Here is a 19,987-nt window from a genome sequence, read left to right on the forward strand (position 1 = left end):
ATGACCAATAAACTATTGGAGGTGCGTTAGTGAGTACAAATCAATCATGGGCCAAGCTCCGGGGAGGGGTATCACGGGTACTTGCGGCTCTGCTGCTGGTGTCCAGCATCCAGCTTCCTCTTGGCACAGTAAAGGCTGAGGCCAGCGCTGTGCAAGTTATCTTGGGAGAAACACCGGTTGTGGATGGACTGTCTGCTAGGGCAGGTGATACTGCCGCCGGCCTGAAGACCGGAACGGTCACCGGAGTCACCTATTGGGAGACTGGTAAGGACCTCGGAACAAGCTATATCTATCTGGACGTGGACAAAGACTATTTGTATGACAGCAATGATTACGATGTGGATGTCACTGTAGATTACTATGACGAGGGCAGTGGAAAGTTTGTTCTGCAATATGATGCCCAGACAGCCCCTTTTAAGGATGGGGAGCCATTCCAATATGGTGATTCTAAGACATGGCAAAGCCATACCTTCACGCTGAAGGATGCTAAATTTGCAGACCGTACCAACGGAGCGGATATGCGGCTTAGTGTGGAAGGCGGGGGCATTGATGCTGCGGTCAACAAGGATCTTAAGGTTGCTGCAGTTAAAGTTGTCAAGAAATTGAAAGCGGATTCAAAACAAAAGGTCGACATCAAGTTAGGGCCGCAAGTCGACGCTAACGGCATTACAGCAAGACCTGGGGATGGACCAGCTACCGGCCTCGTGACTGGAACACGGGACGGCAAAACTTACTGGCAGACGAATCAGAATGTAAGCTCGTCGGATCCGGGACAGAATGTCCTCTACTTTTATTTTAATGTAGCCGACGATTATTTGTATCAGAATACCGATCAGGATGTATTTGTAACGGTGGAATACTATGATCGCGGCAATGGGAGCATGGTTCTGCAGTATGATGCAGAGTCAGCGCATTTTAAAGATGCGCCATTGTTCACCTATAAAAATACGAATACTTGGAAGACACATACCTACAAATTAAGCGATGCTTATTTTGGTAACGGCACTAACGGTGGCGACTTCCGGCTTGGTGTCAGTGGTGCAGGTGCACCGGCTGGTAATCCGGAACTGATCTTGGCTTCGGTCGCGATTACGAAATCGCCACGCACTGCTGTGGACGCGCAAACCAAAGTATATACAACGAATTATGCAACACAGGATGTAGTTATAGCCGATGGCAGTGTTAAGGATTTTGGTGCTGTCGGGGATGGCGTCAAGGATGATACGCAGGCGTTCCAGGATGCCTTGACCGCAGCGGGCAACCGTGGGGGCGGGGTAGTCTTTGCACCGGAAGGCCATTACAAGATCACCAGTAATCTCATCATTCCAACCGGAGTTACACTCCGTGGTGACTGGGTAAACCCGGACACAGTCAATAAAGAAGTAAAGGGAACAGTTCTTGAAGCTTACGCTGGTAGAGGAGACGCTGAAGCGCCAAGTTTCCTGCAACTCGCACCTTCCAGTGGTGTCACGAATCTATCAGTTTGGTATCCGGAGCAATCGGCCGAGCAGCCGGTCCTTTATCCATGGACCTTTGAGCAGCTCTCAGGTGATAGCGCTACCATTCAGAATGTGACAATGGTCAACTCCTATAATGGTATCAAAATCGGTCCGATCTGGAATGAGCTTCATTATGTCAAAAATGTATTCGGTACCGTACTGAACACCGGGATTTTCCTGGATTTCACCACAGATATCGGACGCCTTGAGCATGTTCGACTAGCTCCTGATTATTGGTCTGGCTCTGGTCTGGCTGGGTCTCCACAGAAGGAGCAATTAACGAATTATCTTACAGGCCATGCCGAAGGGATTGTCATGGGCCGTTCTGACTGGGAATATATGTCGGACATCTACCTGTCGGGTTTCAAGACCGGGATGCGCGTGACTACCAGAACGGATAGCCTGGAAACGGCAAATGCCCAGCTTTACAAAATCAATATTGATCATTCCCAGGTAGCGCTCAAGATTGAAGGCGTCAATGATTATGGTCTGCTGGTGACTGATAGCAGCTTTAAAGCTGATGTTGGAGCCAATCCAATCGCCATTCAAGCAACGCCTGGGTTCCGCTCCATCGTTCAGTTCAACCAGGTGACGGTCGGCGGTCAGCCGCATCAGGCAGTCGTCAATGAAGGAACGGGTATACTTTCTTTTGAAAATAGTACTTTCGAGAACTGGGATGACCAGGCTGGCGGCTATGCTATTGTGGCCAAGGGCGGCTCGCTTATTCTTGGTCAGTCCACCTTCGACAAGCCGTCAAATCACATCTTGCTTCAAGATACTGTGGCTGAAGTGAATGCTGTCAATTCCGGCTATGAGGGTCAGCTTCAGGTGAAGAATGAGAGCGAAGGCGCACAACTGAACATTTACCAAGATGACAAGTACAGCTTGGAGGCACTGCCAGAAGTAGCAGCCCTTGATCTGGCACAGCAGCCGAAGCCTGCAACAAACGGCTTATACAATGTAACTGCACAGCCTTACGGAGCTGATAAAAGCGGTCAGATCGACGCTGCCGCCACTGTGCAGCAGGCCCTTAATGATGCGAAGCTTGCCGGGGGCGGTACAGTGTATCTGCCAGCAGGGATCTACCGGCTGAACTCGCCTATTATTGTGCCAAGCGGTGTTGAATTAAGAGGATCATGGGATGTGCCCCATCATACCATTGGTGGCGGAACCGTGTTCTTCACCAATTTTGGGGAAAATGATCCTGATGGCACACCACTGATCACTCTGGAGGCCTCCGCAGGTGTCAGAGGCTTGTCTGTCTACTATGATAAGCAGAATTGGAACACAGTGAAGCCTTATTCCTGGACGATTCAGGGACAAGGTCATGGCGTGTACGCCATCAATACGACTTTGATTAACTCTTATCAAGGCATTGATTTTGGTAGCTATGATACTAGTGGACATTATATTGATTATGTCGCCGGTTCTCCGCTTAAAGAAGGGATCTTCCTCGGCGGCGGGGCAGAAGGCGGAATGGTCCGCAATGTCCAGTTTAACCCACACTATTATGGAAGAAACAACTATCCGAACCATCCTGAAAGCGGCGAGGACTTCAATAAAGTCTGGAACTATCAGAAGGATCATCTGGATGCCTTCCGCGTAGGACATGTGAAGCAGGAGACGATTTTCAATACCTTTGTTTACGGTTCGATGTATGGCATTCATTTCGAGGAACAGAATGGTTCTGGTCCAGAAGCGGTTGTCATCGGTCACGGAACGGACGGTAGTAAAAAAGGCGCCGTCATTGACAGTGCGGGTCCAGCAGGGCTTTCTCTGATCAATACCGAGCTTGTATCGATGAGCAGCTCGGATAAAGTCTATGTCGTAGTCGGCGAAGGCTTTGACTCCAAAGTCACGCTCTTCAACACTTCTATGTGGGGAGATACGACGCGTTCCTTCGATATTTACGCTGGGACCGTGCGTATTCAGCAAGCTAACTTCACAACCGTTGGAGAACGAGGAATCAATGCTCTGGGTGGGGATACCGCATTATACAATTCCTACTTCCAACAGCCGCGCACTACGCATGTCTATGCCGGCCCGGATATCAGCAAGCTGGTGATTACGAACAATCTCTTCAAGGGCGGCATGCAACTAGTCAATGACGCTGTGAATAAAGTATCTGGCACCAATCTGGTTCCAGTTGCACTAGGCATTAAACGCAGTCCGTTCAATGCTAACGAACCGGATAAATCGAACAGTGTGCTCACCGTAACCAATGTAACAGGGGAACAGCCGTTGAGCGGTCGTCTGGAGTTACTGCAGCCTTCCGGGTATGCCGGGAAATTTAAGCCTATCCGATTTGAAGGTATTGCTCTGGGACAGTCCCGGGAGATTGCCTTGCCGTTCCTATCCAGTGACACGCTGAAATACCGCGTCACGCTGGATGATGGCTACACTTATACGACTTCTGTCAGATTGGCACAAACCTTTGCCGAGCGCCAGGGAGTGGAATCGGCGGTTAATCCGACGATTGAACTGTCAAGCATTGATCAATATTCCAGTGTAGGCGGTCAATGGAAAGGTCCAGACGATCTCAGCGCCCATGCGTCCGTAACCTGGGATGACGGGAATCTGTACACTTCGATTGTTGTGAAGGACGATGTGCATGTACAGACCTGGAGTGGCGGGGATATCTGGCAGGGCGATAGTGTCCAGCTTGGTATTGATCTGTCCAAGAAAGATGGATCGGCCAGTAAAAATGTAAATGAGCTGGGCTTTGCCCTGAATAATCAAGGCAGCATCACGAAGTGGAGATGGAGAGCACCGGATGGGGTACAGACCGGGGCGTTGAAAAATGTCCAGGCAGATATTACCCGTGACGAGTCCACTCATCTGACCACGTATAACCTGAAGATTCCGTTTAGTGAGTTACACAAACCAGGGTATACATTCTCACCTTCCGATGTAATCGGATTTACGCTGCTTATCAATGAGAATGACGGAGCTGGCCGTGCCGGATTCATGGAATACAATCAGGGCATTGGAACCAGCAAGGATGCAACATTGTACGGGGACCTGATTCTGCTGGACAGCGATTATGCTGGTCTGCTGGAACATTCGGCAACAGCACAGGTTGCACAAGCAGAGACGCTTAAGGATATCACCCATCAGGATATAGCAGCTAATTTTGTCAGTTTGCTGCCTGAAGGTCCGGTGAAGACTGCTTTGATTGCCCGGTTGGCAGCTATCGGGGGTTCGGTCGATCCCGGTCCAGGCACTGACCCGGGCACTAACCCAGGCACTGATCCAGGCACTAACCCGGGTACTGACCCAGGTACTAACCCAAATCCAGGTACCGATCCTGGAAATCCAAAGCCGGAACCCGGCACGGAAACGCCGTCTACCGGCAATCCAAGTTCCGGATCTTCATCCTCTGTCCCTGCAGCTTCGGGAAGCAAGACATCCATCACTCTGCGGGGAGATGGAACTGTCGAAGTGAAGACCGCACCTGTAGCGGACAGTGCATCGCAATCGGCCAAGGCCGTTGTGACCTCATCTGAGCTTACAAGTGCTTTTGCTCAAGCTAAGCCTGATAAGAACGGGGTAAAACATGTGTCCATTCAGGTAGCAGCAACCAACGGAGCTAAAGGCTATGGAATTGAACTTCCAACGGCCTTCGTAGCCGCAGGCTCCCCAGACCAAGTACTGGAGATTGTGCTGCCAACAGGCACACTTAGTCTGCCGGGTAACCTGTTAGCTTCCCTGAGTAAAGAGCTGGATGCAACAGTAACCTTCTATTTGCGGGAGGTTGACCGTACAAAATGGAGCAAAGATCTGCAGTCTAAGCTGGGCAGCCGTCCGGCAGTAGAACTATCCCTCCTGTCGGGGAATAAAACCCTGGCATGGAGCGACAAGAATTCGCAGCTTATTCTGTCGTTGCCTTACGTGCTTTCTGGTACCGAGCAAGCCCAAGCATCCGGCCTGGGAATTTGGCAAATTCTGCAGGATAAGCAGGGTGCTGTCGTAGCTGGAGCGAAATACGCAGACGGTAAGGTTCTATTCAAGGTAACAGAAACAGGCCAATATGCTGTTGTTTTAACTGCGTCAATCTTTGGCGATTTGAGCAGCGTTCCTTGGGCGCAAGAGGCTATTGAACAACTCGCTGCCAAAGGAATCATCCAAGGCGTGTCTGCTTCAGCCTTCAATCCTGGGGCACAGATCAAACGGGCGGACTTCGTGAAGCTGCTCGTGGATACTCTTGGCTTGACCGCAACCACCACTGATAGCTTCGGTGATGTTGATCAAGACGCTTACTACGCCGAAGCAGTGAGTATAGCCAAGGCGCTTGGTATTGCAACGGGCTCCGGTAATGGTGCATTCCTGCCGAATGCGACCATCAGCCGTGAAGAAGCAGCGGTCCTCATTGACCGCGCACTGAAGCTCCAAAAGATTGAGCTGGCGCAAGCCGGCAATAGCACACTGGGTGACTTCAAGGATTCCAGCCTTATCGCGGGCTATGCCCTAGATAGCATTACATCATTGGTGGAGTCCGGTCTGCTGCAGGGAAGCGGCAACAGCCTGAACCCTAAAGGCAAGCTGACACGTGCAGAGACTGCCGTGCTGTTGTACCGGATTTATAGTCTGTAAAGCCCGACTTTCAAATGCTTGAATAGAAAGATTGTGTAAGTAAAAGGTTAAAGGTTTATAAAAAAGGCGTCCTGAGCAGTCCGTTTATCGGCTGTCCGGGGCGCCTTTTGTTTGAAGGGGGTTTTGAAAGTGAAGAGAGTCTGTCTCCGCTCCCAGAGAACCCAATAAAGGATTAGACTGGACGATCGCCATTACTCAAACGGGCAGCTTAGTTTAATACAAATTTCAGTCTCCTTGTTTTAAATGAAGGAAACCCTATCAGTTCTAAAGAAAATGTATAGAGTACAATCTTAGGGAGGAGAATGACTATGATTAGTGAAGAAACCCAAGCAATCATCGAAAAGTACGTTGAGGCTTACAATTCATTTGATGTCGAGAGCATGGTTAAACTTTTACATAAGGATATTTTGTTTAGAAATATTTCTAATGGCGAAATTGACACAGAGACCAGAGGAATAGAAGAGTTTAAAGAGCTAGCAGAAAAGTCGTCAAAGATTTTCTCTAGCCGCCGTCAGACAATTACCAATTACAGTGCTATAGATGACAGAGTAGAAATACAGATTGACTTTGAAGCAATACTGGCTATTGATTTGCCTAACGGATTAAAGATTGGAGATAAGCTTCAACTAAAAGGGAAGTCAGTATTTGGAATTGAAGAAGGGGAAATATCATTGATTGAAGATTATAGTTAATGATTAGATATCGTATGATTAAACTAACGAGAAACGCTAGTTCACTACAACAGGCAGATTAAAACCTCTCCTTAGAAGCAAACTAGATTTAATAGCTTCTAAAGGGAGGTTTTGTTATGAACTTAAGTGAGTTGTGGAGTTTGTATGAGGCTGACAAACGCATTCAAGGGTTCAGTCCGAAAACATTAAAAGCATACGCCCGTTCGACCAGACTGCCATAATCCTCTATGCAAATAAAAAAAGGATCTACCAGAAAGAACTGGTTGATCTCATAATACGAACGGGCAGGATAATGCTGGAATATACCGAATCCCTATGTAAACGATTAATAGGGGGCAGGTTATGCAAGAAAGAGAATTGTATGCTTATCACCTTGTAACTAGGAAGAAGATGGACTTAGGTCAAATAATTAGCTTTGACAAAGACCAAAAAAATACTTTGTATCATTTCTTTTTTGAGAAAGAACAGCTAAATTCCAAGGGTGAAGACTTTATTCAAATCTTGGAGGGTCATTTTACTAATGATGGATTGAAGTTGGATAAAGAGAATGCAGATGTAGCTATTAAGTATGTAGGGCAAACCATCAGAGCTATTAGAGAAGTAATCGTTGAGATGGTAAGACTGCAAGAATATCCAGAATTTCCTTCACGATTGTCTTGCTTATATGCTGCGAAAAGCTACCAAGACGCTTTGAAATGGAAAGAAATATTTGATTCTTACCATCGAAGGGTTTTGCAGATAGTGAAACTTCGGGTTACCGGGACTATCTTTGAAGGTGACGGCAGTCTTTTACCAAAGGAAGAAGGTACTCCTTTCTCACTCAAAATCGAACAAGCCAGAGAATATTGGAAAGGCAATAAAAACAACGAACTTCCTGAGTTGCTGATTAACGGAAGAATCGAAGTGGCAGAAATTATTGATGAATTTTCCGCTTAATCTTAACAAAAGCGCTTCAACATCCATTATGCTAACGGGAAACGATAGTTCAATATAACAGCGGCAGCCCAGGATTTTATCGTCCATGGCTGCCGCTGCTTCTATGACTGGGGGCAGTCACACGCTAGACAACGATAATTTCACCTGAAACTGCGATGTCGGCAGAGCTGCGACCGATCATCACCCGGAAGGTACCGGGCTCAACGATCCATTCAAGATTCCGGTTCAGCAAGCTTAAGTCTTTTGGGGCCAGTGTGAAGGATAGTGTGCGCTGCTCCCCTGGCTGCAAGTGAATTCGCTGGAATCGCTTCAGTTCCTTCTCGGGCCGGGCGACAGAGCTGTGTACATCACAAATGTAGAGCTGGACGACTTCATCTCCAGCGAGAGTCCCAGTGTTGGTCACATTCAGAGTCACGCGAAGATCCTCATCGGGATGGATGGAAGCTGATCTGAAGTGCAGGCTGTCATACTTAAAGGTAGTGTAGCTTAGCCCGTGGCCGAAAGGATATAGCGGCTGGTTGTCGCCGCCGACATAATGCTTTTGTCCACCCCGTCTGCGGTTGTAGTATACCGGAATTTGACCGAGAAATTTCGGGAACGAGATTGGCAGGCGTCCCGCAGGATTGTAATCGCCGAACAAGACTTCGGCAATAGCATGACCGCCGTTCTCACCGGGGTACCAGGCCTCTAAGATAGCTGGAATATGTTCCGATTCCCAGCTAAGGGTTATCGGGCGGCCGTTCTGAAGCACGAGGATGACCGGTGTGCCGGTCTCATACACAGCCTTCAGAAGCTGAAGCTGTGTGCCCGGCAGATCCAGGCTGAGACGGTCGATGCCTTCCCCGCAGGTGCGCTCGGAATCACCGAGCGCGACGATGGCGATATCTGCTTGTGCAGCTGTAGCAGCAGCCTCCTGAATGAACTCTGCTGCATCATTCCAGCCCAGCAGCACCTCGACGCCATTCGTATCTTTACAATATTCAACGCGTAGCGCATATTCCTGTCCAGCCTTCAGTGACACCGGCACGTTTTGGCGAGCGCTCTGTCCCTGACCCCAACCATCAACGAGCAGTTCACCATCCAGCCACAGCCGCATGCTGTCCTGACTGGAAAGACCAATATAACCTGTAAGATCATGCTGAGGGATAAGGCTGCCGCTCCAGCGTACCGAGAAATCATGATTGCGGACGATTTCATCCGGCTTGGAAATAGCCCAATTGAAATGAATCGTCTTATCCGTCCGGGTCAGGACAGGGGATCCTTCCAGATCCGGATTATTGAAATATTCGCCCAGCAATCCATGGGTGCCGGAGCTGTGGGTGAAGTTTAAAGGAGGAATAGGCTCCAATTCGTCGTCCAGAATGCTGCTGCCTTTAGCGTACAGCACTCGAGTCTTTGGACCCACAGCCGCTTTGATGCCATCCAGCACGGTTACCGGCTCAAACCCTTCGATATAAGGGGTGTAGTCGCCCAATCTGGCTGTATCCGCGCTTGGGCCAATAACCGCTATGGTGCCCAGATTTTTATCCAGCGGGAGCAGATTTTGATCATTTTTCAATAGACAAATGCCTTCACGAGCTGTTTGTAGCGATGTTTGAGCATGCGCTGTCTGGCGGATCACAGTCTTGCTCAGATCCTCATCCGTATAAGGATTCTCGAACAGTCCGAGCATGAACTTTACTTTTAGCACTCGCCCGGCCGCTGTATCCAAGGTGTCCAAAGAAACATCACCGCTGGTGACTAGCTCCATTATCGCTTCCTGGTAGACGTCATGCGGATAATCGTAATACTGCATGTCGGTTCCGGCTTCCAGCGCCTGGCGAATCGCTTCCTTCTCGGTGTCGGCTGTGTAATGGGCATGCTGGAGGCGGGCAATCGCTCCCAGGTCTGATCTCACGAAGCCAGGCATATTCCATGCTCCGCGCAGGATTTCTGTAAGCAGACTATAATCTGCCGAGCAGGGGACGCCATCAATGGAATTGTAGGAACACATAGCATTGATCGCACCGCCCTCCACAAAAGCAGCCTCAAAGACAGGCATATGATAGGTATGCATATCATTAGCTCCGATGGAGGCCGGGGAGTGGTTCAGCCCAGATTCAGGAATGCCATGTACGGCAAAATGCTTCGGTTCAGCAACAATGTTCCGCCCGGAAGCCAGGTCATCCCCCTGCAGTCCCTTGATCATGGCGACTGCCATCCGGGAGGCTAGATAAGTGTCTTCGCCATAGGTTTCCTCAACGCGCCCCCAGCGGGGTTCGCGGGCGAGATCCAGCACCGGGCCGAAGGTCTCGTGAATACCGAGGCTGCGCGTTTCGGCGGCAATCTCGCTCCCCAGCTGTTTTACAAGCTCGGGATTCCACGTGGAAGCCATGGTGATGGCATGCGGATACACGGTACATCCTGGGCGCAGCAGCCCATGCAGTGCTTCCTCGCTGAACAGGATCGGGATACCGAGCCGGGTCTGCTCCACGGCATATTTTTGGATCGCATTATTGACCTTGGTAGTGCCGTAAAGGTCATGCAGACAGCCGATGCCTTCTTCACCAATCAACTCTTTGATCTTCTCCCAGAGTATTTCGGAATCATCGGCCATGACGGTATGCATCTGTGGATGTGTTGCGGTCATAAAGGAAGCCCCGAAGTATTGGTCCAACTGGCGGACCTTTTCCTTCAGCGTCATACGCTGTAGTAGATCTTCCACCCGCTTCTCTACCGGAAGCTCCGGGTTTCGGTAAGGTGCATTTGAATGTTCTGTGGATATGCTCATTGTAAAATACCTCCTTGTACAATCTGAAGTGCATTGCGACTGAGTCTTGTTTCTTTGAATTATAAAAAAAAGTCCCTGACTTTACCTGTCAGGGATTGATGATGACTTGTCATATTTTGCTGCGATATAAGGTGGGTGTGCATCCATTCACTTTTTTAAAGACACGGTTAAAGGTCTCGATGCTGTTGAATCCTGCTCTGTAAGCCGCCTCGGTAATACTCATGTCACTTCCCAGCAGCAGCTGTCCGGCATAGTTCGCTCGAAAGATGTTTATATAATCAACAAAGGTGACGCCGGTAGCTTCTTTAAATAACCGGGTGAAATGATAGATACTGTAGCCGGAAATATCCGCTGCTTGCTTGAGCGTCATTTCACTTCCGGGATGATTCTCGATATGGTTCAGTACGCCTTCCAGCCGGTCGAGCTGCTCCAGTCGGATTTTGCGCTTGGCTAGTGCCTCTTTGCTGTAGACCTCACGGGGAACCAGGCGGAGAAGCAGTGCCATTAGATCATGCATTCGGGCAGTGATGATCAGTTCGAAACCGTCACTTTTTCCTTCCCATTCACGGTGAATGTCGAGGATCAATCTTTCGAGCTCTCCGTGCAGCGTTACCTGCCAGGAATTGTTCTGATCATCGGTGATAGCAGGGCGGAGATGGGGCAGGAGTATTTTTTGGTTAAAAATAAGGTCGCCCCAAACTCCAAACGGCAGCTTATCCAGTTGAAGAATGATCTTCGCGCAACCGTTCGGATTGGCGAAATTTTGATGCACCTCGCAGGAATTAATAAGTAGAATGTCTCTTGTCCGCAGTGTGTAGATCTCTCCGCCGATGCCGATCTGCATGCCTTCCCCAAGGATGTATACAATCTCAAGCTCTTTGTGCCAATGAGCCGGATAGCCTTCCTCCAGCGAGCTGATAATGATATTGAGGGGCTGGCTTGTTTTGTGGCGGATCTTCTCATGCCATGCCCTTATGGATGGTTGAGCCAAGTGAACGGCCTCCTTCACTCCTCATTTAATGCCCGTTGAATCTTTTCTTTCGTTTGGCTTAATCGTTTATCAGCATCGTGTGGATACAGGGGTTCGCTCCAGGAAAAACCATCACCTTCGTATCTGGGGATCAGGTGCATATGGTAATGAGTAAGGTCGTTAAATTTTCCGCCATTTTGACAAATGCTGATGCCATCAGGTTGATACAATTCCTTTAAGACTGCTGAAAGTTTTTTCGAAGCATCCATGATGGCATAGGCGGCCTCTGATTCCAGTTCTTCGACATCCAAAAAATGCTTTTTGGGAAGGATCAGGGTATGACCTTCATTAAATGGGGCAATATCGAGCACACAAGTGATAAGTTCGTTCTCATAGATAATGTTTAAGTTTGGTTCAATATTATTAGCAATTCTACATCCCAAGCATTCCATCTAAAGCATCACTCCATCCTAAAATTAGAGAGCAAGTTTTGTAGTATATAAGACGAACATAAGATCCGAACTTCTTAAGATCCAAACTTAAGATCCAAATATAGGGCTTGATCGTCATTGTGGTGATGTTTGGTTAATATTGTTTCCTGAAAGGAAATTAAGGGCATTTTTGTACCTTAAATACTCTAAATTTAAGGGCTGGTGGGAATTAAGGGCAATATTGTACCTTAAATCTTCCCAAATAGCCTCTTGAGCGTGTTTTTACCAGAAATAAGGCACAATAATGCTCTTATTTTCCTTTTTATCCTCTTTTCAGGATATATAAGGTGCAAAAATGCCCTTAGTTGGTGAAGGGAACCCTTTTTCTAAGAAGATTGGTAGAGGGGAGGATGGGATTGGCGTACTAAAGCCCTCCCAGCATCAGAACAGTACCTGCCCGAGAAAGCACTTGCTCCAGAACAGCGCCTACCCCAGAACAGCGCCTACCCCAGAACAGCATCTGCCCCAGGACAACGCTCGTCTTACGCTTGAATTTTATTTTCACTTCATAATAGTTAGTATATCTCTACAGCTAAACGTATGCATTGGAATTTGAGTGTTTTCAAACAAGCGCCCAGCTTCAATAGACAAAAAAGGCCGTTTCCTTAAGAAAGGAAAGGCGGCCTTCTGGATTTGTTCTATATTTTCCCAAACAGTAAAATCACGTCCCGCAGTATGTTCGGTAAGGCAGATCTGATGGAGCAGCGGGCGTGCAATACTTGGCTTGCTCAGGCGTATGAGCATAAGGGTCAGATAGTGTCTCAAGAAGCTGAGTCATGACGGAATAGTCACCATGCGTCACAGCAGCTTCCAAGGCTTCTTCGACTCTGTGATTGCGGGGAATGACTGCCGGATTACTCTTTCGCATCAGCTCCTGGGAAGCGGCGTCTGATTCCGATTGTCTGCTTTTTCTTGCTTTCCACCGCTCTACCCATTCCGCAAACTCCGTTGTGCCAGATAAGGCGGTATCTTCTAACTTGTCGTTAGTCAATGCCAAGAAGGTGTTGGTGTAGTCCGCACCCTGCTTCTGCATCATCCCGAGCAAATCTTCGAACAGCGCTTCATCCTGAGACTCTTCATTAAAAATGCCAAGTTTAGCTCTCATACCTGAAAGCCAATGCTTATCAAATAGTACAGCAAATCGGGAGATCGCTTCTTCCCCGAGCTTAACCGCTTGTTCCGCATCATCATGCAGAAGTGGCAGCAGCGTTTCAGCAAATCTGGCCAGATCCCATGCGCCAATATTGGGTTGGTTACCAAAAGCATAGCGGCCACCGGTGTCAATAGAGCTGAATACGGTGCCTAGATCATAGGCATCCAAGAAGGCGCAAGGGCCATAGTCAATCGTTTCACCGCTAAGAGCGATGTTGTCTGTGTTCATAACTCCGTGGATAAAGCCAACAAGCTGCCATTGCGCAATTAATGAAGCTTGTCGTTGAATTACCGCCTGAAGCAGAGCAAGATAGCGGTTCTCTTCCTTTTCGGCTTCAGGGTAATGTCTGTGCAATGTATAGTCAGCCAATGTACGGAGATCTTCGAGCGAGCCCCATTTTGCAACATATTGAAAGGTACCTACGCGCAGATAACTGGCGGCAATCCGGGTTAAAACAGCACCTGGCAGCTCGGATTCACGGGTGATCGACTGACCGGTCGCTACAACCGCCAGACTTCGTGTCGTTGGAATACCAAGTCCATACATGGCTTCGCTGATGATATATTCACGCAGCATTGGTCCGAGCGCGGCTCGCCCGTCTCCTGCGCGGGAGTAGGGGGTTTTGCCTGAGCCTTTAAGCTGAATATCAAACCGTTCGCCGGAAGGGGTAATTTGTTCCCCAAGAAGGAGTGCCCGTCCATCGCCCAGCATGTTGAAATGCCCAAATTGATGTCCGGCATACGCTTGTGCCAGTGGTGAGGAGCCTTCAGGTACCTCATTACCGGCGAGCTCCGCCAGTCCGTCACTGCTCTCCAAATATTCGGAATTCAAGCCTAAGGACGAGGCCAGCGCATGGTTCACAATGGCTAATTTCGGCGCTCGTACAGGGGCTGGATGCTGTCTGGTAAAAAGCATTTCCGGAAGAGCGGCATAGCTGTTATCGAAATTCCATCCTGTTACTTGTACTGCTTTTTTCTCTGCCATTATAGCGCCTTCTCCCCTGAGTATTGGTTTAGGTAATTACTTAAAGATTGATCTATTTAGTTTGAATTTTAACATATAACAAATTCCCAGGTAAAGTCAGGAGGGTGGTTGCAGTAGAAGGATAGAAATGGGGTGGAAAGTTTAATAATGCCTTCTTTGGATGTGGAGAAGATTGCATTAAAATAGACTCGACACAAAAGAGGGATGGTGATCTGATGGCAAAAATAACGCGTATCGAATGCATCCGCACCAGGCACGACGGAAGCTGGACTATTGTGAAGGTATCCACGGATCAGGAAGGTCTCTATGGACTTGGTTCTGCCTCGGATCTCTATAATCCTGAGGCAGTCGTTCAGACCATTGAGCAGCTGCTGGGTCCGCTGCTTATTGGGCGTGAGGCTTCCAACATAGAGGATTTGTGGCATCTGATGCATATGAGTGGGTACTGGAGAAACGGGGCAATCCTCAATACCGCTATTGGCGGAATTGATATGGCCTTGTGGGATATCAAGGGCAAGGAAGCAAATCTGCCGGTCTATCAGCTGCTCGGCGGGGCTTGCCGGTCGGCGGTTCCCTGTTACGGACATGCCGGAGGCGCGGATATCAACGGTCTTAAGGAGGATGTCCACCGTTTTATAGAAGAAGGTTATACGGTGATTCGGGTACAAATGGGAGGCTACGGTGGCGGGGGATTTGTCAGCGGTAAGGAAGCGAAGCTGCCACGCGAGCCTTGGAGCAGCGGTCCTGTATTCGATGAACATACGTATCTGAATACCATCCCGGACATGTTCGAGAAGCTGCGCGTAGAATTCGGTACAGGGATTCAATTCACGCATGATGTGCATGAGCACTTGTCCCCGATTCATGCCATTCAGTTGTCGAAGCGACTGGAGCCATACGGATTGTTCTTCCTTGAAGATGTCCTTGCACCGGAGCAGATCGGCTGGTATCGCGAACTCCGTCAACAGAGCGCCACGCCACAGGCGGTCGGCGAGTTGTTCGTGAACCCGCAGGAATGGACCGGACTGATTCAGGAAAAGTTAATTGATTTTATCCGGGTGCGAGTATCCAAGGCTGGTGGAATCAGTGCCTGCCGCAAGATTGCTACACTTGGCGAGGCCTACGGTGTCCGCACGGCCTGGCAGGAAGGCGGGGAGAATGATCCTGTTAATCAGGCGGCTGCAGTTCATCTGGATATGGCACTTTGGAACTTTGGTATTCAAGAGGTTAACCATTTCAAGGATCATGAACTGGAGGCTTTCCCGGGACACATCATCAGAGAAGGCGGATATCTGTACCCATCTGACAAACCGGGACTGGGCATTGATCTGGATGAAGTGAAAGCGAAGGGGCTGCTGGGCGATTCATGGAACGTGAGCCGATATCACCGTCCGTATCCATTGGACCGCAAGGCTGACGGAACATTGGTGCGCCCATAGCCAAGTTCAGCAAATTATACAGCACAGCACAGTACAGCACAGTACAGTGCATGACCTCACATATTCAAAAACGGTAAAAGGAGGGTTAGAAGAAATGAAAACCATTGCGGTTACAGGCGGAGGCGGCAAACTTGGATCACAGGTCATCAGTATGCTGCAGCAGCAAGACTACGAAGTAGTATCGCTAGACAATCACTTGTCAGACCGGATTCGCTGCAGGCAAATTAAGGTGGATCTCAATGATTTTGGACAGGTAGTAGGAGCACTTGCCGGAGTGGATGCTATCATCCATTTGGCCGCAATTCCTGCACCGATTCATTTTCCCCATGCTAATATTTTCGCCAATAATACGGTTGCCGGATATCATGTGCTGGAAGCTGCCTCCTTATTGGGGATTCAGAAAGTGGTCATGGGCTCCAGTGAATCGTCGTATGGATTTGCTTGGGCGTCCCAGCCGTTTTCTCCAGATTATTTTCCGGTGGATGAGGAACACCCTCAGCAGCCGCAGGAGTGTTATGGCCTCTCTAAGGTTGTCAACGAGCTGACCGCTGAGATGTTTCACCGGAGAACCGGTATGCAGATCATTTCGCTGCGGTACTCGATGATTGTCGCTCCGGGTGAGTACCGGCATTTGGCTACGTCCAAGCCTGAGACCTTCAAGCAGATTTTGTGGAGCTATATCGATATCAGGGATGCGGTGGATGCTAGTCTGGCAGCCCTTCATACAGATTATCCAGGAGCCATACACTTGAACATTACTGGCAACGATACGTTAAGTGACTGGAAGACGCAAAAGCTGCTGGAGACCTTTTATCCTGAGGTGAATGATCTGCGGGTCCCTTTTCAGAATAGAGAAGCTGTTGTTAGTAACAGTCTGGCACAGAAGGTGCTTGATTGGCGTCCCAAGCATTCCTGGAGAGATGAGAAGCCAGAGTAGCACTCGTCCAGTTTCTTTTGGAATTCCCTGTTTTGTTTATGATCGTCACATAGAGTCTAATAGTGAGAAAGGGTATGCTGTAACTGATAAATCCCCTATTTTTGTAAGGAAATTTGGATGTGCTGAAAAGGAGGTGCAGTGAAGGGAAATAATGCCCGAAAGGATAATCTCGAATGTAAGTCCGTTTTGGTTAAAAGCTTGTCTCAGGCCTTATTTGGACAGTAATTAGCAGGAAACCCAAAGAACAGGAGGATCTTATGCTAAATTTTGTGCAAAAAAACAAGAGGTTATTGGCTTTTGCAAGCGCGGCTTTATTGATTCTTACGGTGTGTATTTCCTTTGCTCCTTCCGTCGCCTCGGCTGCTTCGGCGTTTAATCAAACGGCTGCATCCGGTTACAACAGCCAATCCGGAATCCAACTTGAGAACTCCACTGAAGGCGGGCAGAATGTTGCCTTTATCGACAATGGGGATTATATCGTCTTCAACAATGTTGATTTTGGAAGCGGTGCCAATTCAATAGATGTTAGAGTCGCCAGCAACAACAGTGGTGGAAATATTGAGGTCCGTCTGGACAGCCTTAACGGAACACTCGTGGGAACTGTTGCTGTACCCGGTACCGGTGGCTGGCAGTCTTGGGTAACCAAGTCTGGTGCGATCAGCGGTGCCAGCGGCGTGCATACGCTCTATCTTAAATTCACCGGAGGCAGCGGGAACTTATTCAATCTGCTCTGGTTCAAGTTCAATGCAGCTTCCACCGGTGGTGGTGGAGATGTGGTAGGCAAGCTGTATGCGGGATATCAAGGCTGGTTCAATGCCACTGGTGACGGCTCGCCAAATGGCAGCTGGGTACACTGGTCTAAGAACAGCAGTGCCCCGTCGGCCAGCGGAAATGTGAATTTCGAGCTGTACCCGGATCTCCGGGAATATTCCAAGCTGTATCAGACCGGTCTGGCTAATCTCGGCAACGGTACGCCGGCCAAGCTGTTCTCCTCCTATGATCAGGAGACGGTCAACAAGCATTTTGAATGGATGCAGAGCTACAATATCGATGGCGCGGCATTGCAGCGGTTCGGTGCAGATGAGAGCGATACGCCTAACAACTGGAAGACCAACCGTGACAGTGTAGCTGTAAAGGTGAAGAACGCAGCAGAGTTCTACAATCGCAAATTCTACGTCATGTATGACATTACCGGCATGAATGCTAGCAATTGGGTGAATGCGGTTAAGCATGACTGGACGACTAATATCGTCAACAACATGCATCTGCCTTCTTCCTCCGCCTATGCCAAGCAGAATGGTAAAACAGTTGTTTGTATCTGGGGTATCGGCTTCACCGACCGCCCGGGTACTGCGACAGAGGCGGCTAATCTGATCAGCTGGTTCAAGAACCAGGGAATTTACGTCATCGGCGGCGTTCCTACTTATTGGAGAACCGGAAACAATGACTCCAGATCCGACTTCTTGAACGTGTACAAATCGCTGGATATGATCTCGCCGTGGTCTGTGGGACGCTTCGGTATGGATGGAGTAGATAATTTCAAGAATAATCAGCTTCAGCCGGACCTGACCTTTACCCAGCAGAATGGCATCGACTATCAGCCGGTGATGTCGCCAGGATTCGCTTGGTCTAATATGACCGGACAGCAGAAGAATCAAATTCCACGTGCACATGGAGATTACATGTGGAAGCAAGCTTACAACATTAAGAGCTTGGGCATTAGCACTGGCTATGTTGCCATGTTCGACGAATATGATGAGGGCACTGCCATTGCAAAAGCCGCAGAGAATAGCTCGATGATTCCGACCAATCAATACTTCCTGACGCTGGATGCCGATGGTGTGGCGGTATCCTCGGATTTCTATCTCAGGCTGAGCGGGGACATTAATCGTTTGCTCAAAGGACAGATTCCATTAACGGCTAATCATCCTACGAGCCATCAGTAAGTGAATAACAAGGCTTTCATGGATGGTAGATTTACATGACGAAGGCCTTAGTAAGAAACCAATATTTTATGCAAAAAGCATATCTTCAGGAGGACTTATTATGACTACTGGCAATCAAGGCTTACAAACTAAGCGACAAAAGACAACATCCCTGAACCCGACGATTACATCCATCTATACAGCAGACCCGTCGGCCCATGTATGGAATGATGGCAAAATCTATATTTACGCATCCCATGATATGGACCCGGCCAGAGGCTGTGATCTCATGGACAGATATCATGTATTCTCTTCGGAGGATATGGTTCACTGGGTGGATGAAGGTGAAATCCTCAGCTCGGACGATGTGTCCTGGGGTCGACCGGAGGGTGGATTCATGTGGGCTCCCGACTGCGCATACAAGAACGGAACCTATTACTTCTACTATCCGCACCCGAGCGATTCGAACTGGAACGATTCGTGGAAGATCGGAGTTGCTACCAGCGACAAGCCGGCAAGTGGATTTGTCGATCAGGGGTATGTTCCAGGTCTTGGTGGCTTTGCTTTGATTGACCCGTGTGTAATCGTGGACGATGACAACCGCGCCTACATGTATTACGGAGGTGGCAGTGTTTGTCTGGGCGGGGAGCTCAATGAGGATATGGTATCCCTGAAGAACGGGATGACGGAAATGGAAGGATTAGAGGATTTTCATGAAGCGGCGTGGGTCTTTAAAAGAAACGGCCTCTACTACCTGACCTATGCGGATAATCTCGAAGGTAACAATCAAATGAGATACGCAACCAGCGAGAACCCGCTTGGACCGTGGACGTACAGGGGGATTTTCCTGAAGCCGACAGGCTGCTCTACAACTCATGGTTCGGTGGTGGAATTCAAAGGGCAATGGTATCTGTTCTATCATAATCAGGCGATTTCCGGGCACGGTAATCTGCGCAGCGTGTGCATCGACTATTTGGAGTTTGGCGAAGATGGTTCCATCAAGACCGTTGTGCAGACTCTGGAAGGTGTATCGTCCGTCGGTCCGGCCCCAGCACACAATGCTCAGCAGAAGTCCTATCTGGCCGCGGAGAGTAAGGTCTTCGGTGGTGCGGAAATCAGCAAGCTGGAATCGGGTCAGAGTGTGGTGACCCATCTGGAGCAGGAAGGTTCTTATGTCCTGTTTGAAAATGTAGATGGTGGTGAGGGTGGCAGATCATCCATCGAGCTTCATTATGCTACCGGTGAACGTCTGTCTAAATTGCAGCTGATAGTCAATGACAAGGACTATTCCTTGCTGAATGCGTTGTCTACGGGTGGACTGCAGGAGTTCGGCGGAGTTACGAATATCACCGTTCATTTGCAGCCGGGAGAGGTTAACACACTTCGTATCTTGGGTGGACATGGCGCAATCAGCCTTGAACGCATCACGGTGAGCCCTCTGTAAGATTGAGTCTAGTGGTTTCAATGTTTGCTACACAGCCCCACAGGAGGTTTCTCCTGCGGGGTGTTTTTGCGTATAAACGTGAGTTGCTATGAGAACAGTTGGCTAGAATCTGCGCAGATTTGCTATAATGATGTACTGAGTCTTTTAGCCAGAT

Annotated in this window: 11 protein-coding genes; 7 read left to right on the forward strand and 4 right to left on the reverse strand. The window is 48.9% G+C overall.

Translation table 11 applies throughout. From position 1 onward, the window contains the following. Window positions 1-29: 29 nt before the first annotated feature. The 3 genes from AC3Y23_RS01260 to AC3Y23_RS01270 all read left to right on the forward strand — a co-directional run bounded on the left by AC3Y23_RS01260 (window position 30) and on the right by AC3Y23_RS01270 (window position 7,720). Window positions 30-6,092, forward strand: a complete 6,063-nt coding sequence (locus tag AC3Y23_RS01260) for an S-layer homology domain-containing protein (protein WP_379194807.1) — start codon at window positions 30-32, stop codon at window positions 6,090-6,092. Window positions 6,093-6,400: 308 nt separating this feature from the next. Continuing rightward, window positions 6,401-6,784, forward strand: a complete 384-nt coding sequence (locus AC3Y23_RS01265; RefSeq protein ID WP_379194809.1) for a nuclear transport factor 2 family protein — start codon at window positions 6,401-6,403, stop codon at window positions 6,782-6,784. A gap of 342 nt (window positions 6,785-7,126) precedes the next feature. Continuing rightward, window positions 7,127-7,720 (forward strand): DUF2441 domain-containing protein, encoded by a 594-nt coding sequence (locus AC3Y23_RS01270; protein ID WP_379194811.1) that lies wholly within the window; start codon window positions 7,127-7,129, stop codon window positions 7,718-7,720. A 124-nt stretch (window positions 7,721-7,844) separates the two neighbouring features. On the opposite strand, the gene AC3Y23_RS01275 is transcribed toward AC3Y23_RS01270, so the two are convergent. The 4 genes from AC3Y23_RS01275 to AC3Y23_RS01290 all read right to left on the reverse strand — a co-directional run bounded on the left by AC3Y23_RS01275 (window position 7,845) and on the right by AC3Y23_RS01290 (window position 14,088). Further along, on the reverse strand, window positions 7,845-10,490 hold the full coding sequence (locus AC3Y23_RS01275; protein WP_379194813.1) for a glycoside hydrolase family 3 protein: 2,646 nt from the start codon (window positions 10,488-10,490) through the stop codon (window positions 7,845-7,847). Window positions 10,491-10,599: 109 nt separating this feature from the next. Beyond that, entirely contained in the window at window positions 10,600-11,481 is an 882-nt protein-coding gene (locus AC3Y23_RS01280) for a helix-turn-helix domain-containing protein (protein WP_379194815.1), read from the reverse strand. Between the two features lie 14 nt (window positions 11,482-11,495). Continuing rightward, window positions 11,496-11,912, reverse strand: a complete 417-nt coding sequence (locus tag AC3Y23_RS01285) for an HIT family protein (protein ID WP_379194817.1) — start codon at window positions 11,910-11,912, stop codon at window positions 11,496-11,498. A 700-nt stretch (window positions 11,913-12,612) separates the two neighbouring features. Beyond that, window positions 12,613-14,088, reverse strand: a complete 1,476-nt coding sequence (locus AC3Y23_RS01290) for a protein adenylyltransferase SelO (protein ID WP_379194819.1) — start codon at window positions 14,086-14,088, stop codon at window positions 12,613-12,615. 215 nt (window positions 14,089-14,303) lie between these two features. Here AC3Y23_RS01290 and AC3Y23_RS01295 point away from each other — a divergent pair, with 215 nt between their 5' ends. From AC3Y23_RS01295 to AC3Y23_RS01310, 4 genes are all read left to right on the forward strand, one after another. Beyond that, window positions 14,304-15,527 (forward strand): enolase C-terminal domain-like protein, encoded by a 1,224-nt coding sequence (locus AC3Y23_RS01295; protein WP_379194821.1) that lies wholly within the window; start codon window positions 14,304-14,306, stop codon window positions 15,525-15,527. A 94-nt stretch (window positions 15,528-15,621) separates the two neighbouring features. Continuing rightward, window positions 15,622-16,464: an NAD-dependent epimerase/dehydratase family protein gene (locus AC3Y23_RS01300; RefSeq protein ID WP_379194823.1), complete on the forward strand. Its 843-nt coding sequence runs from the start codon at window positions 15,622-15,624 to the stop codon at window positions 16,462-16,464. Between the two features lie 257 nt (window positions 16,465-16,721). After that, a complete protein-coding gene (locus AC3Y23_RS01305; RefSeq protein WP_379194825.1) occupies window positions 16,722-18,410 on the forward strand; it encodes a carbohydrate-binding protein in 1,689 nt (562 codons plus the stop codon). Between the two features lie 100 nt (window positions 18,411-18,510). Then, a complete protein-coding gene (locus AC3Y23_RS01310; RefSeq protein ID WP_379194827.1) occupies window positions 18,511-19,833 on the forward strand; it encodes a family 43 glycosylhydrolase in 1,323 nt (440 codons plus the stop codon). Window positions 19,834-19,987: the final 154 nt, after the last annotated feature.

The organism is Paenibacillus sp. MAHUQ-45, from assembly GCF_058133325.1.

What these genes read in the sequence shown, in the direction of transcription:
- AC3Y23_RS01285 (WP_379194817.1), bottom strand. Translation starts at nt 11,912, where the DNA reads ATGGAATGCTTGGGATGTAGAATTGCTAATAATATTGAACCAAACTTA.
- AC3Y23_RS01265 (WP_379194809.1), top strand. Translation starts at nt 6,401, where the DNA reads ATGATTAGTGAAGAAACCCAAGCAATCATCGAAAAGTACGTTGAGGCT.
- AC3Y23_RS01275 (WP_379194813.1), bottom strand. Translation starts at nt 10,490, where the DNA reads ATGAGCATATCCACAGAACATTCAAATGCACCTTACCGAAACCCGGAG.
- AC3Y23_RS01300 (WP_379194823.1), top strand. Translation starts at nt 15,622, where the DNA reads ATGAAAACCATTGCGGTTACAGGCGGAGGCGGCAAACTTGGATCACAG.
- AC3Y23_RS01295 (WP_379194821.1), top strand. Translation starts at nt 14,304, where the DNA reads ATGGCAAAAATAACGCGTATCGAATGCATCCGCACCAGGCACGACGGA.
- AC3Y23_RS01305 (WP_379194825.1), top strand. Translation starts at nt 16,722, where the DNA reads ATGCTAAATTTTGTGCAAAAAAACAAGAGGTTATTGGCTTTTGCAAGC.
- AC3Y23_RS01290 (WP_379194819.1), bottom strand. Translation starts at nt 14,088, where the DNA reads ATGGCAGAGAAAAAAGCAGTACAAGTAACAGGATGGAATTTCGATAAC.
- AC3Y23_RS01310 (WP_379194827.1), top strand. Translation starts at nt 18,511, where the DNA reads ATGACTACTGGCAATCAAGGCTTACAAACTAAGCGACAAAAGACAACA.
- AC3Y23_RS01270 (WP_379194811.1), top strand. Translation starts at nt 7,127, where the DNA reads ATGCAAGAAAGAGAATTGTATGCTTATCACCTTGTAACTAGGAAGAAG.